11 protein-coding genes are annotated in these 14,279 nt (G+C 66.3%); 2 read left to right on the top strand and 9 right to left on the bottom strand.

Annotated elements, in window-relative coordinates:
- Positions 1–104: 104 nt before the first annotated feature.
- Positions 105–1,103 carry a VOC family protein gene (locus ACVWYP_RS37950; protein WP_304496900.1) on the bottom strand — a complete coding sequence of 333 codons (999 nt, stop codon included), beginning with the start codon at positions 1,101–1,103 and terminating at the stop codon, positions 105–107.
- 357 nt (positions 1,104–1,460) lie between these two features.
- Between ACVWYP_RS37950 and ACVWYP_RS37945 the strand changes: the two genes are divergently transcribed.
- Both ACVWYP_RS37945 and ACVWYP_RS37940 read left to right on the top strand, forming a co-directional pair.
- A complete protein-coding gene (locus ACVWYP_RS37945) occupies positions 1,461–3,626 on the top strand; it encodes an anthranilate synthase component I (protein ID WP_304496899.1) in 2,166 nt (721 codons plus the stop codon).
- A 14-nt stretch (positions 3,627–3,640) separates the two neighbouring features.
- On the top strand, positions 3,641–4,180 hold the full coding sequence (locus ACVWYP_RS37940) for an adenine phosphoribosyltransferase (protein WP_018273383.1): 540 nt from the start codon (positions 3,641–3,643) through the stop codon (positions 4,178–4,180).
- 149 nt (positions 4,181–4,329) lie between these two features.
- On the opposite strand, the gene ACVWYP_RS37935 is transcribed toward ACVWYP_RS37940, so the two are convergent.
- From ACVWYP_RS37935 to ACVWYP_RS37900, 8 genes are all read right to left on the bottom strand, one after another.
- The gene (locus ACVWYP_RS37935) at positions 4,330–4,998 is read right to left on the bottom strand and encodes a P-loop NTPase family protein (protein WP_028338645.1); all 669 of its coding nucleotides are present in this window, start codon (positions 4,996–4,998) and stop codon (positions 4,330–4,332) included.
- 60 nt (positions 4,999–5,058) lie between these two features.
- Positions 5,059–5,802, bottom strand: a complete 744-nt coding sequence (locus ACVWYP_RS37930; protein WP_028338646.1) for a P-loop NTPase family protein — start codon at positions 5,800–5,802, stop codon at positions 5,059–5,061.
- A gap of 163 nt (positions 5,803–5,965) precedes the next feature.
- Entirely contained in the window at positions 5,966–7,180 is a 1,215-nt protein-coding gene (locus ACVWYP_RS37925; protein ID WP_028338647.1) for a M48 family metallopeptidase, read from the bottom strand.
- Between the two features lie 34 nt (positions 7,181–7,214).
- The gene (locus ACVWYP_RS37920; protein WP_028338648.1) at positions 7,215–7,775 is read right to left on the bottom strand and encodes a LemA family protein; all 561 of its coding nucleotides are present in this window, start codon (positions 7,773–7,775) and stop codon (positions 7,215–7,217) included.
- Between the two features lie 215 nt (positions 7,776–7,990).
- Positions 7,991–8,986: a small ribosomal subunit Rsm22 family protein gene (locus ACVWYP_RS37915; RefSeq protein ID WP_028338649.1), complete on the bottom strand. Its 996-nt coding sequence runs from the start codon at positions 8,984–8,986 to the stop codon at positions 7,991–7,993.
- A gap of 151 nt (positions 8,987–9,137) precedes the next feature.
- Positions 9,138–12,602, bottom strand: a complete 3,465-nt coding sequence (gene smc / locus ACVWYP_RS37910; protein WP_304496898.1) for a chromosome segregation protein SMC — start codon at positions 12,600–12,602, stop codon at positions 9,138–9,140.
- A 335-nt stretch (positions 12,603–12,937) separates the two neighbouring features.
- Positions 12,938–13,594, bottom strand: coding sequence for a DsbA family protein (locus ACVWYP_RS37905; RefSeq protein ID WP_028338651.1), 657 nt, complete (start codon positions 13,592–13,594; stop codon positions 12,938–12,940).
- Positions 13,595–13,716: 122 nt separating this feature from the next.
- Positions 13,717–14,196 carry a DUF721 domain-containing protein gene (locus tag ACVWYP_RS37900; protein ID WP_304496897.1) on the bottom strand — a complete coding sequence of 160 codons (480 nt, stop codon included), beginning with the start codon at positions 14,194–14,196 and terminating at the stop codon, positions 13,717–13,719.
- Positions 14,197–14,279 lie beyond the last annotated feature (83 nt).

The following is a 14,279-nucleotide window of genomic DNA, read 5'->3' as shown; positions in this document are numbered from 1 at the left end:
TAATAGGCACTCGGGCAGTCATCTCGCCAAAATAACTACGCCCTGTGGTTATGGGTCCCTGCTCCCGTGCGCAATTGCGCACTAGGCAGGGATGACGGCGAGATCTAACTCTCCGCCTTCACCCCGTCCCACCACGGGCAGGTCCCCGACATCAGCCTGAAATTGCCTTCCATCACCTGCACCGGTGCGCGCTTGCCCTCGGCGGCGGCGCGCATCCGCATTTCGCGCGCGACGGCGCGGTCCTCCGGCGACAGCCAGACCCGCTCGTGGCCCCACAGGCTCGGGCCGTCATGCATCTCGAACGGTGTCCAGTTCACCGGATCGATCTCGCGGCCGCCCCAGCCGCACTCGACCATGAAGGCGGACGGCGACCTGGCGTAGAACGACGTCATCAGGTCGTTGGTGTGACGGCCGAGCGTGACGTTGACGCGGTCTTCTTGCTGGGCGACGTCATAGGCTTGGCCGACATCGTCGAGCGAGAACAGCTCGACCATCAGATGATGCATGCCGTTCGTGCCGGTCTCGATCAGCGCCAGGGAGTGATGGCGGGCATTGACGTGGAAGAAATAGGCGCGGAACGGTTTTTCGATGTAGTCGCTTAAGCCGAAGCCGAGCACGTCGACATAGAAGCTCATCACCGGGGCGATGTGCTCGACGGTCAGCACCGCGTGGCCGAGGCCGAGCGGCCCGGTGCGGAAACCGGAGATCGAGCGCCCCGGCCTGAACGGCGTGTCGTCGATCTCGGCTCCGTGAAACGCCTCGAGACGATTACCGGCGGGATCCCGAAACGAGATCAGGCCGCGCACCCGCCTCGCATCCGCGAGCGTCTGCGGCTCCGCGGTCACGACGACGCCGGCACGTTCCAGCCGTGCCGCCAGCGCGTCGAGGGCCGCACGGTCAGCCACCTCCCAGCCGAAGAACCGGGTGCCCTCGCCTTGGGCGCGGTCGATCACGATGCGCTGCTTGCGGTCGTCCATCCGGAACGCGAGCAACGAGTTGCCGCGCTCGACCGCCTGCAGCCCGACGAGGCCAGTGCCGAACTGCCGCCAGTCGTCGAGCGCGTCGGAGCCGAAGCCGGCATATCCGAGACCCAAAATCGTCATCTGCGCCTCCGCCATCTGTCTGTTTTTTGGGCGGCCGGCCGGCCGCCATTTCGGCAAATGCTACGCGGTTTCTTGCCCCTTCAAACCCCGAAAATGCCGCCCAGAGGGGCGTCCCGCCTTGGGGCAGGGGTGCCGGGCCATCTCTTGACACGGCCCGCGCCGGGTGGTGAGTAACGGGCATGAGCACCGTTGCCAGCCCATCCCGTCGTTGGTGGCCCACCTTCTCATAGGTGGCCGGTGCGTTTTCTTTTTTCACAAACGTCGAAGGTCGCCATCGCAGTGCGACCGATGGTTAGTTTATTTGCCCTTCGTTTGTCCTGTGTGGCGCTCTCTCGGCAAGTCTCGTAAGAGGATCACATGAACAGGACAGTCTTCTCCCTGCCGGCCAAGAGCGAATATCTGACCAATGGCGGCCTTGCGGTCGCGCGCGTGGTCGAGCAGTTCACCGGCGGCGCCAACCGCCTCGACGATTTGATCGCGCTGCTGGACCGCCGCCGCGGCGTGGTGCTGTCCTCGGGCACGACGGTGCCGGGCCGCTACGAGAGCTTTGACCTCGGCTTTGCCGATCCGCCGCTGGTGCTGGAGACGTCAGGCACCAACTTCTCGTTGCAGGCGCTGAACCCGCGCGGCGAGGTCCTGATCGCTTTCCTCGGCGACGTGCTGCGCGAGCCCTGCGTCGTGATATCGGAGCGGACCCCAACACGGCTCGCCGGCCATATCATCTGCGGCGCCGCGCCGGTCGAAGAAGACCAGCGTACCCGCCGCGCCAGCGTGATGTCGCTGGTGCGCGACATGGTGGCGGCGTTTACCTCCAATGCCGATCCGCTGCTCGGCCTGTTCGGCGCCTTCGCCTACGACCTCGTGTTCCAGATCGAGGACCTCGTGCAGAAGCGCGCCCGCGAGGCCGACCAGCGCGACATCGTGCTCTACGTGCCGGACCGTCTGCTGGCCTACGACCGCGCCACCGGCCGCGGCGTGGCGCTCACTTACGAGTTCGCGTGGAAGGGCAAATCCACCGCCGGCCAGTCGCAGGAGACCGCGCCGAGCCTCTACGCTAAGGCGGGGCGGCAGGGCTTTGCCGATCACGCGCCCGGCGAATATCAGGCGACCGTCGAGGTCGCGCGCGCGGCGTTTGCCCGCGGCGACCTGTTCGAGGCGGTGCCCGGGCAGCTGTTCGCCGAGCCCTGCGAGCGCTCGCCGGCGGAAGTGTTCCAGCGGCTCTGCCGCATCAATCCGTCGCCCTATGGCGCGCTGATGAATCTCGGCGACGGCGAGTTCCTGGTCTCCGCGTCGCCGGAGATGTTCGTGCGCTCCGACGGCCGCCGGGTCGAGACCTGCCCGATCTCGGGCACCATCGCGCGCGGCTCGGACTCGATCGGCGATGCCGAGCAGATCCGCAAGCTCCTGAACTCGGAGAAGGACGAGTTCGAGCTCAACATGTGCACCGACGTCGACCGCAACGACAAGGCGCGCGTCTGCGTGCCCGGCACCATCAAGGTGCTGGCGCGGCGTCAGATCGAGACCTACTCAAAGCTGTTCCACACCGTCGATCACGTCGAGGGCATGCTGCGGCCGGGCTTCGATTCGCTCGACGCCTTCCTGACCCATGCCTGGGCGGTCACCGTGACCGGCGCGCCGAAACTGTGGGCGATGCAGTTCGTCGAGGACCATGAGCGGTCGCCGCGGCGCTGGTATGCCGGCGCGATCGGCTGCGTCAATTTCGACGGCAGCATCAACACCGGGCTCACCATCCGCACCATCCGCATGAAGGACGGTCTCGCCGAGGTGCGCGTCGGCGCGACCTGCCTGTTTGACTCCGATCCCGCCGCCGAGGACCGCGAGTGCCAGGTCAAGGCCGCGGCGCTGTTCCAGGCGCTGCGCGGCGATCCGCCGAAGCCGCTGTCGGATTTCGCGCCCGATGCCACCGGCTCCGGCAAGAACGTGCTCTTGATCGATCACGACGACAGCTTCGTGCACATGCTGGCCGATTACTTCCGCCAGGTCGGCGCCAACGTCACCGTGGTCAGGCACGTCCATGCCCAGGACATGCTCAAGAAGAAGGGCTGGGACCTCCTGGTGCTGTCGCCCGGGCCGGGTCGCCCTGAGGATTTCGGCATCGCGAAAACCATCGATACCGCGCTCCAGAAGCAGCTGCCGATCTTCGGCGTCTGCCTCGGCGTGCAGGCGATCGGCGAGTATTTCGGCGGCCAGCTCGGCCAGCTCGGTCAGCCCGCGCATGGCCGTCCGTCGCGCGTCCAGGTGCGTGGCGGCCGGCTGATGCGGAACCTGCCCAATGAGATCGTGATCGGCCGCTACCACTCGCTGTTTGTCGAGCGCGACAGCGTGCCCGAGGTGCTGGCGGTGACCGCGACCACCGAAGACGGCGTCGCGATGGTGATCGAGCACAAGACCCTGCCGGTCGGCGGCGTGCAATTCCATCCGGAATCGCTGATGTCGCTCGGCAACGAGGTCGGCCTGCGCATTGTCGAGAATGCATTCCGGCTTAATCCGCCGGCCAATTGAGGATTGCGAGACCAATGACCTTCGACCACGACATCAAGGCGACCGTTCGTACCATCCCGGACTACCCGAAGAAGGGCATCCTGTTTCGCGACATCACGACGCTGCTCGCGGATGCCAGGGCCTTCCGCCGGGCCGTCGACGAGCTGGTGCATCCCTGGGCGGGGGCGAAGGTGGACAAGGTCGCGGGCATCGAGGCCCGCGGCTTCATCCTCGGCGGCGCGGTGGCGCATCAACTCTCCGCCGGCTTCGTGCCGATCCGCAAGAAGGGCAAGCTTCCGCACACCACGGTGCGGATCGCCTACTCGCTGGAATACGGCATCGACGAGATGGAGATGCATGCCGACGCCGTGCAGCCGGGCGAGCGCGTGATCCTGGTCGACGATCTGATCGCGACCGGCGGCACTGCGGAGGGCGCGGTGAAGCTGCTGCGCCAGATCGGCGCCAATGTGGTCGCGGCCTGCTTCATCGTCGACCTCCCCGATCTCGGCGGCGCCGCCAAGCTGCGCGCGATGGACGTTCCGGTGCGCACGCTGATGGCGTTCGAGGGGCATTAGCGCCACTCTCTCCACATAGTCGTCCCGGCGAAGGCCGGGACCCATAACCACCAATAGTGGTTATGAAGACCGCTGCAGCCCCAGCCTTCACCAAACGCACTGCGGTGGTTATGGGTCCCGCCTCGCGCTTCGCTTGGCCGGGACGACAGTTACGACCTCTGCAACAGCACGCTCAATTCAAGATCGCGGAACGTGGTGTAATTCCGCCGGATCCATTGATGCAGCTCGGTCGATGAATCCTTTTCCTGGCGCAGATAGCCGGTGAAGGAGAAGTTCAACCGGTCGATATAGGTCTTCAGGAACACCGGCAGCGCGCGGAAGCGCAGCACCCGGCTGGCGGTCATGGCAGGCGGCAACTCGCCGCGCACCACGAACTCGTTGTCGATGACGATCAGCGCATTCGGCGGGATCATGCCGTGCAGCGTCTGGTAGGCGCGCACCGAGGCGCGGTCGGTATCGGCGACGTACAGGATGATCGGCGCGACGCGGCGACGCAGCGCCTCCTTCATCAGCCCGATCTCGTCGCACATTCTGAAGAATTCGTCGAAGGCGTGGTAGCCGAGGTCGATCACCTTGCCGATGCCGTCATTGGCGATGACGCGGTCCATCAGCTGCATCTTGCCGTAGGTGTCGATCACGTCAGCGGTTTCGGTGATCCGCGGCAGGTAGTCGAGCAGCGACGGCTCCTTCAGATTGATGTCGTAGCAGACCACGTCGCCGTTCTTGAGCAACAGGAATTCGCCGAGCAGCCGCGCAATCAGCGTCTTGCCGACCTGCGGGCGGGGCGAGCAGATGATGTAAACAGGCGTGGACGACATCGCCCGCTATATCAGGCCAAATTTTCGCCTAATCCAGCCCCCTCAAGGTCGAAGGTCCGACTATTTTTCGCCTTTGGCCGACTTGGCGCCGACCAAGTCGGTCAGCTTGATCCGGTCGAACTCGCTCCAGACATTGGCGAGCCAGTGCCGGACATAGCCGCGCAGCACGAAGGAGTAGTTCGCGGCCTCGTCTTCCTTGCCCTTGTTGGCGACAAATTTCAGGAACGGAACCGAGGAGACCTCGACCTGCTCATAGGCCATTTCGTTGAGCTTGGGGATCGTGAGGTCGGTCGCGTCCTTGATGCGATGGAAGTAGGAATTGTAGGTCGCCTGGTCCCACTGGAAGAACTGGGTGTCGTTGATGAAGTTCTTCACCAGGAAATACTTCGCGCCGCTCATGAAGTTGGCGGTTTCGGCGATCTCGTCCAGCGAGGCGATCGACGGGCCGAGGATATGGAACACGGCGAAGGTGATCTGGCCGGAGCGCGCCGCGTCGAGGAAGCCGATATCGCGCAGCGAGGCCAGCGCGGGCGACAACAGGCCGGCGCGGACGTCGATCACGGTGACCGAGGGCCCCGAGTTCAGCGTATCGAAGATCTTCATCTGGTCCGCGGTCGTCGTCATGTCGACGATCTCGGTGATGTCAGGATGGAAGCGCTTCAGCGTGCCGCGCGGCGATTCGGTGTCGAACGCCCGGGTCTGCACGTTGTTGGCACTGAAATAGTCCAGGAGCGTCCGCGAAACGGTGGTCTTGCCGACCCCGCCCTTGTCGGCGCCCACCACGATCACAACCGGCTTTGCCATGGAAGTCCCTTAAAGCGCGCTCCCGACCGCGATGGCGATCGGCAAGTCCCCACACTGCTTTGGGCGCGAACATGGCAGAAACGAGGGAGAATTCAATTCCTTAAGGCGCCCACGATCGGTTTGGTGGGAATTTCCTTAATGGACTGAGTAGGCTAGGGCGCGATTAGCGGTGTCGTCCCCAAGGGCCCTGGAGAGGACCCAATGGTCCCTGCGTGGGGTTGTTGCCCGGCAGCGCTGGCGGATTGTTCGCCGGTGCACGCGGCTTGTCGCCCCACGGGCCATGGGTCGCTGGCGGAGGCCGGTCGCCCGCCGCGGACGGCTCATCCTGCGGCTCCGTCTCGTCCGGCAGCGCCAGCGGTCCGGGATCGTGGCCGCCGGCGTATTTCACCAGGGCATCGACCCGGGACTTCACCGAGGGATGGGTGGCGAACAGGTCGGCAAACCCCTCGCGCGGGTTGTCGACGCAGAGTTCCATCACGGCCGAGGTGGCGTCCGGCAGCTCCCCGCGGTTCTCGATCTTGCGCAGCGCCGAGATCATCGCATCGGGGTTCTTGGTCAGCTCGACCGATCCGGCATCGGCGAGGAATTCGCGCGAGCGCGACAGTGCGAGCTTGACCACCTGCGACAGCAGCCAGGCCAGCACGATCAACGCGACCGCGATGATGATCACGATGATCGCGCCGCCACCCGAGCCCTTGCTGTCGCGGTCCGACGAGGATGACGACGATCGTGAGGATGACGACCAGCCGCCACCGCCGCCGCTCGAATTCCACGACAGGTTTGTGAACAGGCGGAAGAACAGCTCGCCGAAGAAGCCGACCACGCCGGCGATGATCACGGCGATCACCATCAGCTGTACGTCGCCGTTCTTGATATGGGTGAGCTCGTGGCCGAGCACGGCCTCGATCTCCTTATCGTTCAGCGCGTTCAACAGGCCGGTGGTGACCGTGATGGCGTATTGGCTCCGGTTCAATCCGGTCGCGAACGCATTCAGCGCCGGGCTGTCCATCACCTTCAGCTTCGGCATCGGGATGCCGCGCGAGATGCAGAGATTTTCCAGCAGGTTGTAGAGCCGCGGCTCTTGCTGCCGCGTCACGCTCTCGCCGCCGGTGACGGCGTCGATCATCTTCTGGTGGAAGAAATAGGCGATCGCGATCCAGGCCACCGCCGCGATCGTCGCCCACGGCAAGGCCGAGACCAGGTCGCGCAAGGCCCGCGTCAGGTAATAGTCGACGGTGCGGCCGCTATCGATCATCACCTCCGCGACCAGTGCGCCGGCATAGACCAGCACGTAGATCAGCAGGAACAGGCCGGCAAGCAGCAGCATCGAACGAAACTTGTTCGATGCGATATGCGTGTAGAGACCATAGGCGGCCATGACGGAGCAGCCTCTCGCCGGCGCGCGTTGCGCCTCAGAACTTCACGCTGGGCGCCGCCTCGACCTCCGTGCGGCTAGTGCCGAGGTCGAAGAAATCCTTGCGGGTGAAGCCGAACATGCCGGCGAACAGCGCGGCCGGCATCTGCTGGATGCCGGTGTTGTATTCCTGGACCGCGTTGTTGAAGAAGCGGCGGCTGGCGGCGATCTTGTTCTCGAGATCGGAAAGCTCGGAGGCAAGCTGCTGGAAATTGGCGTTGGCCTTGAGGTCCGGATAGGCCTCCGACAGCGCGATCAGCCGGCCGAGCGCGCCGGAGAGCTGGTTCTCCGCCGCCGAGACCTGGGCTGGGCCCTGCGCCGACATTGCCGAATTGCGCGCCTTGATGACGTCGTCGAGCGTGCCGCGCTCATGCGCCGCGTAGCCCTTCACGGTCTCGACCAGATTCGGGATTAGGTCGTGGCGCTGCTTGAGTTGCACGTCGATGTCGGCAAAGGCCTGTCCGACCCGCTGGCTGAGCGCCACGAGGCGGTTGTAGGCGCCGAACGCAAACAGCACGAGAAGCACGATGACGCCGATAACGATCCAGCTGGTCGACATGACGGGGCAGCTCCTGATGGACGAGACGGCGGCACCGTAGCCCAAGATCGGGGCGCAGGGCAGCCCGCCGCGGAAAGGTGGGCAAGCGTTAGTCGAAGGTTGGCCGACATCGGTTCAATATATTCCGTCGTCCCGGCGAAAGCCGGGACCCATACGCCGCGGCCCGCGGAAGGGGCACAAGCGGCGACGGCTTCACTCACAACAAACCTCGGTGGTTATAGGTCCCGGCTTTCGCCGGGACGACGAGATACCGCATCGCCCCAGCGCCAGCGCCGGGCGCTTGCGTATTCGGCCCTGGAGCGACGCGGGATCCTCGCAACCGATACGCCCTCGGGCGTGCACAGCTTGGCCGCAACCTCGACCTTGCCGACGTCCGGCTGCGCCAGCACGCGCGATGGCCTGTTCTCAACGCGCGCGCGGCTCAGCGCGACATAGGCGAAGCGCTCGTCCTCGAAGGGTAGCTCGGCGCCCTTGACCTGCTTGTGCGCGCGGGAGCGCTGCAGGCGCTGCGAGAAGTGGCACCAGTCCGGCGCGACCAGCGGACAGCCGCCGTCATGCGGGCAGGGTGCCACGACATGCGCCCCGGCGGCGATCAGGCGTGCGCGCAATGCGATGATCCGCGCATAGCCGGCGGGCGTGCCGGGCTCGACGACCAGCAGCGTGTCGCCGGTCTTCGCCCACAGCGCATCGGCCAGTGCCGCGCGCTCGGCTTCGCTCAATTCGCCGATCATGTAGCTGGCGACGACGAGGTCGGCAGCTTCGGCCTTGTCGAGCAGCGCACGCGCCTGGCCGAGTTCGTAGCTGGTGTCGTGCAGGCGAATGCTGCCGTGAAACAGCTCCTCGGCCAATGACCGCAGCGCGCTGTTGGCGTCGAGCAGGCTGAATTCCCGCAGCGACGTGAACGCCTCCGCAGCGGCCCAGGTCGCGGTGCCCGGACCGGCACCGACATCGAGCAGGCGTGCCGGCGCGAAGTCCGGCCTGATCTCCGTCAGCGCATTGAGGCTCGCCACCACGGCGGCATAGGTCGCCGGCATCCGCGCCAACGCATAGGCCAGCGCATCGGTCGCGGTCCTGATCGTCGAGGAGCCGCCGCCTTCGCGATAGGTCTGCGAGATCACCGCCGCGCGGCCGGCGGCGTCGCTGCGCGACAGGCCTTCGAGGCGGGCGTTGAGGGCTGCTCTGAGTTCGGCGGGGAGATCGGGCGAAGTCATGTGACGGACTATCCCACGTCATTGCGAGCGGAGCGAAGCAATCCATAGCGCCGCGTGCTGAGGTATGGATTGCTTCGTCGCTATCGCTCCTCGCAATGACGATGCGTAGGCGCAGGTATCACGAAATGACGTCGACGCGCAGGTGCTACGCCTACGCCACGTTCTGGTCGAGGATGTCCACCGCGCCCTGCAGGTCGACCGACACCAGCTGCGACACGCCGCGCTCGGCCATGGTGACGCCGAACAGCCGGTTCATCCGCGCCATCGTGATCGGATTGTGCGTGATGATGATGAAGCGTGTCTCGGTCGAGCCGGTCATCTCGTTCAGCAGGGTGCAGAACCGTTCGACGTTGTGGTCGTCGAGCGGCGCGTCGACCTCGTCCAGCACGCAGATCGGCGACGGGTTGGTCAGGAACACCGCGAAGATCAGCGCGAGCGCCGTCAGCGCCTGCTCACCGCCCGAGAGCAGCGAGAGCGTCTGCGGCTTCTTGCCGGGCGGCTTGGCGATGATCTCGAGGCCGGCCTCGAGCGGATCGTCGCTCTCGATCAGATGCAGTGCGGCCTCGCCGCCGCCGAACAGCTCGGTGAACAGCCGCTTGAAGTGGTTGTTGACGGTCTCGAACGAGGTCAGCAGGCGCTCGCGTGCTTCGCGGTTGAGGCTCTGGATGCCCTGCCGCAGCCGCTTGATCGCTTCGACGAGATCGTCGCGTTCGGTTGTCAGCGCGGTGTGCTGGGTCTCGACTTCCTTGAGCTCTTCCTCGGCGCGCAAATTGACGGCGCCAAGCCGCTCGCGGTCGCGGCGCAGTTTTTCGAGCTCTTCCTCGACCTGCGCGACCGGCGGCAGCTCCTGCCCGGGCTCGATCTCGGCCATGCCGACGACCGCGCTGGGCTCGACCTCGAGCATGTCGTGGATCTCGCGCTCGATGTCGGAGAGGCGGCGGCGGGTGCCTTCCATGCGCTCCTCGGCGCGCGCGGTGGCTTCGCGGGACGAGGAGAGCGCTTCGAGCGAGGCCTTGGCGAGGCGATCGGTTTCCGCCATCGCGGCTTCCGCGGTCGCCAGCGCGTCGGCGGCGATGCGGCGATCGTCCTCGGCGTGCTCGATCTCCGTGATCAGCGCGCTGCGCTTCTCGGCGAACACTTCCGGCGCATTGGCGAGTTCCTCGCGCTCGGCCGACACTTCGGCGATGCGCGCCTCGACGGTCTCGACCTGCGAAGCGGCGCTGGTCTTGCGGTTCTGCCACTCATTGCGCTCGGCAACGATCGCCTGCACGCGGCGGTCGGCGAGCTCGGCCTCGCGGGCGAGCGCCTGCGCCTCGGCGCGGACTTGCGCCGCGGCACGGCGCTGATTGTCGATCTCGGCGCGAACCGCCGCGAGCTGGGCCTCGGTCTCGACGCCCGGCGGCAGTTCGGCGAGCGCGGCAGCCGCGCTCTCATGCGCGGCTTCGGCCTCGGCGCGGTCGGCGGCGACGCGGCTGTGCGCCTCGGTCAGCGCCGATTTGCGCGCCGCGTGGCGGTTGATCTCGCGCTCGGTGGCGGCATGGCGTTCGCGCGCGGCGTCGGCCTCGCGGCGGGTGGCGCGCACGGCTTCGCGCGAGGCGCCCTCGGCGGCGGACGCCGAGCGCAATTCTTCTTCGGCCGTCTCCAGCGCCTGGCGCTTGGCGGCGGCGTCGATGCGGGCCTGTTCCAGCTCGTGCTCGATGTCGACCAGGCGGGCGCGCTCGGCGAGGCGGCGGGCGGCGCCGGTCGGCGCATGCGCGTCGGCGACAAAGCCGTCCCAGCGCCAGACGTCGCCTTCGAGCGACACCAGCCGCTGGCCGGTCTTCAGCTGCGACACCAGCGCGGCGCCGCGTTCCTTGGCGATGACGCCGATCTGGGCCAGGCGGCGTGCCAGTTCCGGCGGCGCCTGGACATGGTCGGCCAGCCGCTCGACGCCATCGGGTAGCGCCGGATCTTCGCCGGCCACGCCGATATTGGTCCAGCGCATCGGCGCGGAGGAATCCACCGGCGCATCGAGGTCGTCGCCGAGCACCGCGCCGATCGCCTTCTCATAGCCCTTGGCGACGGTGATGCCGTCGATGATCGGCGGCCACAGGTTCTTGGTCTCGCTGGTGACGAGCTTGGAGATGGTGCGGGCTTCGGTCTCCAGCCGCTGCACGCGCTTCTCGGCTTCGGTGAGCGGATTGCGCGAGGCTTCCAGCGTCTGCCGCGCGGCGGCGTGATGCGCCTCGCTGGTCTGCACGGCGGCCTCGGACTCGGCAAGCGTCTGCTGCGCCATCTCCATGGCGGCGGCGAGCGCGTCGATGTCGCCGAGATTGCCGGTCTCCTGCGCGAGCTTGGTTTCCTCGGCCTGGACGTTGGCGATCTCCTGATCGAGCCGGGCCAGCCGCTCGCGATGCGTACGCACGCCGGCTTCGAGCTGGTTGCGCTTGGCGGTGAGATCGGCGAGCTGCGTGGTCAGCTCGGAGAACTGACGCTCGGTCGCGGCCAGAATCTCCTCGGCCTCGGCGACGCGCTCGTCGACGCCGGAGCGCTTCTCGACGCGCGACTTGATCTCTTCCTTGAGCTCGGCGTCTTCGGTGTCGAGCCGCCGCAGCGCGATGTCGGCATCGGAGGTCTGCTGCTGCTCGCGCGCGATGTCCTGGGCGAACTGGGTGAGGCGGCGATCGAGCTCGCCGACGCGCTCCTTGGCGCGCTGCTCCTCGCGGTCGAGCATCTCGCGCGTGTTGGTCAGTCGCTGCAGGCCGGCGGCGGCGCGCGCCTCGGCATCGCGCAGCGCCGGCAATTCGGCGGCGCGGATCGCCTGGATGCGGGCGGATTCGGCCTGCTCGCGGGTGCGCTCGGCCATCTCGCGCACGGAGATATCATGGGTCTGCGCGGCGTCGTTGACGTCGGCGTTGGCCTCGATCCAGCGCAGATGGAACAGCATGGCTTCGGACTTGCGCACCTTGGCCGCGACCTCGCGGTAGCGGATCGCCTGGCGCGCCTGCTTCTTCAGGCCTTCCATCTGGCCGGTGAGCTGGCCGATCACGTCCTCGACACGGGTGAGGTTGGTTTCGGCCGCCTTCAGCCGCAGTTCCGCTTCGTGACGGCGGGCATGCAGGCCGGCCACGCCGGCGGCGTCTTCCAGCACGCGGCGGCGTTGCTCGGGCTTGGCCTGGATGATCTCGCCGATCTTGCCCTGGTGGACCAGCGCCGGCGAACGCGCGCCGGTGGCGGCGTCGGCGAACAGGATCTGCACGTCGCGGGCGCGGACGTCGCGGCCGTTGATGCGGTAGACCGAGCCGGCCTCGCGCTCGATGCGGCGAGAGATTTCCAAGTGCTGGCTGTCGTTCACCGCGGCCGGCGCCGAGCGATCGGAATTGTCGATCGTCATCACGACTTCGGCGTGGTTGCGCGCCGGACGGTTGCCCGAACCGGCGAAGATCACCGCATCCATGTCGGCGGCACGCAGCGACTTGTGCGAGGTCTCACCCATCGCCCAGCGCAGCGCTTCGACGAGATTGGATTTGCCGCAGCCGTTCGGTCCGACGACGCCGGTCAGGCCCGGCTCGATCATGAAATCGGTGGGTTCAACGAACGACTTGAAACCGTGCAGGCGGAGGCGCGTGAGCTTCATGTACACAAATCTCGTTTGGCCGGGCGCGAATCTCCCTGCCGTGACAATACCATGGAAGGCAATGTCGGTGTGTGGGTGAGTTGCTGCGTGCAGCTCTCATGAGCGGCGACAATGGCGATGCCCGTGCGTCAGGGCAACCGCTTGACCAAGCTTTTCCCAAGGGATTTGCAGGGGTTTTGTGGCCTCTGCATGTCCTTGGAGATTCGCATCACGCGAATCAGGTTTTCAACAACGAAATAATGCGACGGCCGCATGCCGTGATCGCAAATCATCCACAATTATCGTGCCCCGACTCAAAAGCGGGGCACGACGACGTCAGGCTCAACGACGCGCAATCAGCTCTTCAGCAGCGGATCGATGTGCTTGCTGAACTCCTCGAACGAGGTCTCGCCCTTCAGCATTTCGCCGTTGACGAAGAAGGTCGGCGTCGAGTTCACCTTCAGCACCTCGTTGGCGTATTTCTGGTCGGCCGCGATCTTGTCGAGCAGCTTCTGATCCTTCAGGCAGTCCTCGACCTGCTGCTGGGTGAGGCCGGCCTGCTTGCCGATCCGCGTCAGTGTCTCGGTGGTGTTCTTCACCACCCAGTCGTTCTGCTGGCGGAACAACAGGTCGATCACGGCAAAATACTTCGGCGCGTCGTCCTTGGCGATACAGCGCGCCAGCATCGAGCCGGCGGCGGCCTTGATGTCGAGCGGGAATTCGCGGAACACGTAGCGGACCTTGCCGGGGTCGATGTAGGTCGACTTGATCTTCGGGAACACGGTCTCGTTGAAATTGGCGCAGTGCGGGCAGGTCATCGAGGCGTATTCGACGATCGTCACCTTGGCGTCCTGCGGGCCGAGCCCCATGTCCGGCAGCGACTGAGGCTTGGCGACCTCGGCGGCGGTCTGCGCGAACGCGTCGGTGATCAGGCGCAGCGGCGACAGGCCGGCGAGGGCGGCAAGCCCGGTCAGCGAGAGAGCGGTGGTGAAAGCGCGGCGCGTGATGATCAAGGTCAGCTCCCGGATTGGCGCATTCACGCCACAATGAAGGGGTCCCGAAAAGGAAGCCTTCGCTAGCTTGAAACGGCCATTGTGGCAATGCCGCGGTCTCGCGGCCGGCCTGCCGAAAAGCGTCAATTTCGCTTGATCAAGGCACCCAAACGGGCCAGCGCCGCGCGCAGATCGTCGTCCTCGACGGCCGCAAGGTTGGCCGCCTCCCGGGCCACGGTTTTGGCGTCCGGCGGGCGCGGCCGGACCGGCCGGCTGCGGCGCGAGAGTGGCGCCTGCCGGATGGTCAGGCGGCCGACCGCGTGCCAGCCGAAGAAGCGGTTCACCCGTTCCAGGATGACGTCGGAGGAGTGCTGAATCTCCAGCGCCATCGGGCCTTCGACCCGCAGCACCAGTGTCGCCGGCTCCTGCGGCTGCCCCTCCACCGGTCGCGGCCACTGCATCTTCAGCGGCTCGCAATAGGCAGCAATCCGCTCGCCCGCGATCTCGGTCCAGCGCGTCACCAGTTCGCGCGCGGCAAAGCCCTGCTTGGCGTAGGCGTCGGTGAAGACGTCGCTGAGCAGGATCGACAGGGGCTTTGCGCTGATCGGACCGGGTTTGGACATCAGGGGGTTATAGGACAGGCGTCGGTCCTGGACAAAGAAAGACGTGGATGCCCGGGTCAAGCCCGGGCGTGACGCAGCGGGAT

Source organism: Bradyrhizobium sp. USDA 3262, assembly GCF_054060035.1.
This window is presented reverse-complemented; position numbering and strand designations above follow the sequence as displayed.

What these genes read in the sequence shown, in the direction of transcription:
- ACVWYP_RS37950 (WP_304496900.1), bottom strand. Translation starts at nt 1,103, where the DNA reads ATGACGATTTTGGGTCTCGGATATGCCGGCTTCGGCTCCGACGCGCTC.
- ACVWYP_RS37945 (WP_304496899.1), top strand. Translation starts at nt 1,461, where the DNA reads ATGAACAGGACAGTCTTCTCCCTGCCGGCCAAGAGCGAATATCTGACC.
- ACVWYP_RS37940 (WP_018273383.1), top strand. Translation starts at nt 3,641, where the DNA reads ATGACCTTCGACCACGACATCAAGGCGACCGTTCGTACCATCCCGGAC.
- ACVWYP_RS37935 (WP_028338645.1), bottom strand. Translation starts at nt 4,998, where the DNA reads ATGTCGTCCACGCCTGTTTACATCATCTGCTCGCCCCGCCCGCAGGTC.
- ACVWYP_RS37930 (WP_028338646.1), bottom strand. Translation starts at nt 5,802, where the DNA reads ATGGCAAAGCCGGTTGTGATCGTGGTGGGCGCCGACAAGGGCGGGGTC.
- ACVWYP_RS37925 (WP_028338647.1), bottom strand. Translation starts at nt 7,180, where the DNA reads ATGGCCGCCTATGGTCTCTACACGCATATCGCATCGAACAAGTTTCGT.
- ACVWYP_RS37920 (WP_028338648.1), bottom strand. Translation starts at nt 7,775, where the DNA reads ATGTCGACCAGCTGGATCGTTATCGGCGTCATCGTGCTTCTCGTGCTG.
- ACVWYP_RS37915 (WP_028338649.1), bottom strand. Translation starts at nt 8,986, where the DNA reads ATGACTTCGCCCGATCTCCCCGCCGAACTCAGAGCAGCCCTCAACGCC.
- smc (WP_304496898.1), bottom strand. Translation starts at nt 12,602, where the DNA reads ATGAAGCTCACGCGCCTCCGCCTGCACGGTTTCAAGTCGTTCGTTGAA.
- ACVWYP_RS37900 (WP_304496897.1), bottom strand. Translation starts at nt 14,196, where the DNA reads ATGTCCAAACCCGGTCCGATCAGCGCAAAGCCCCTGTCGATCCTGCTC.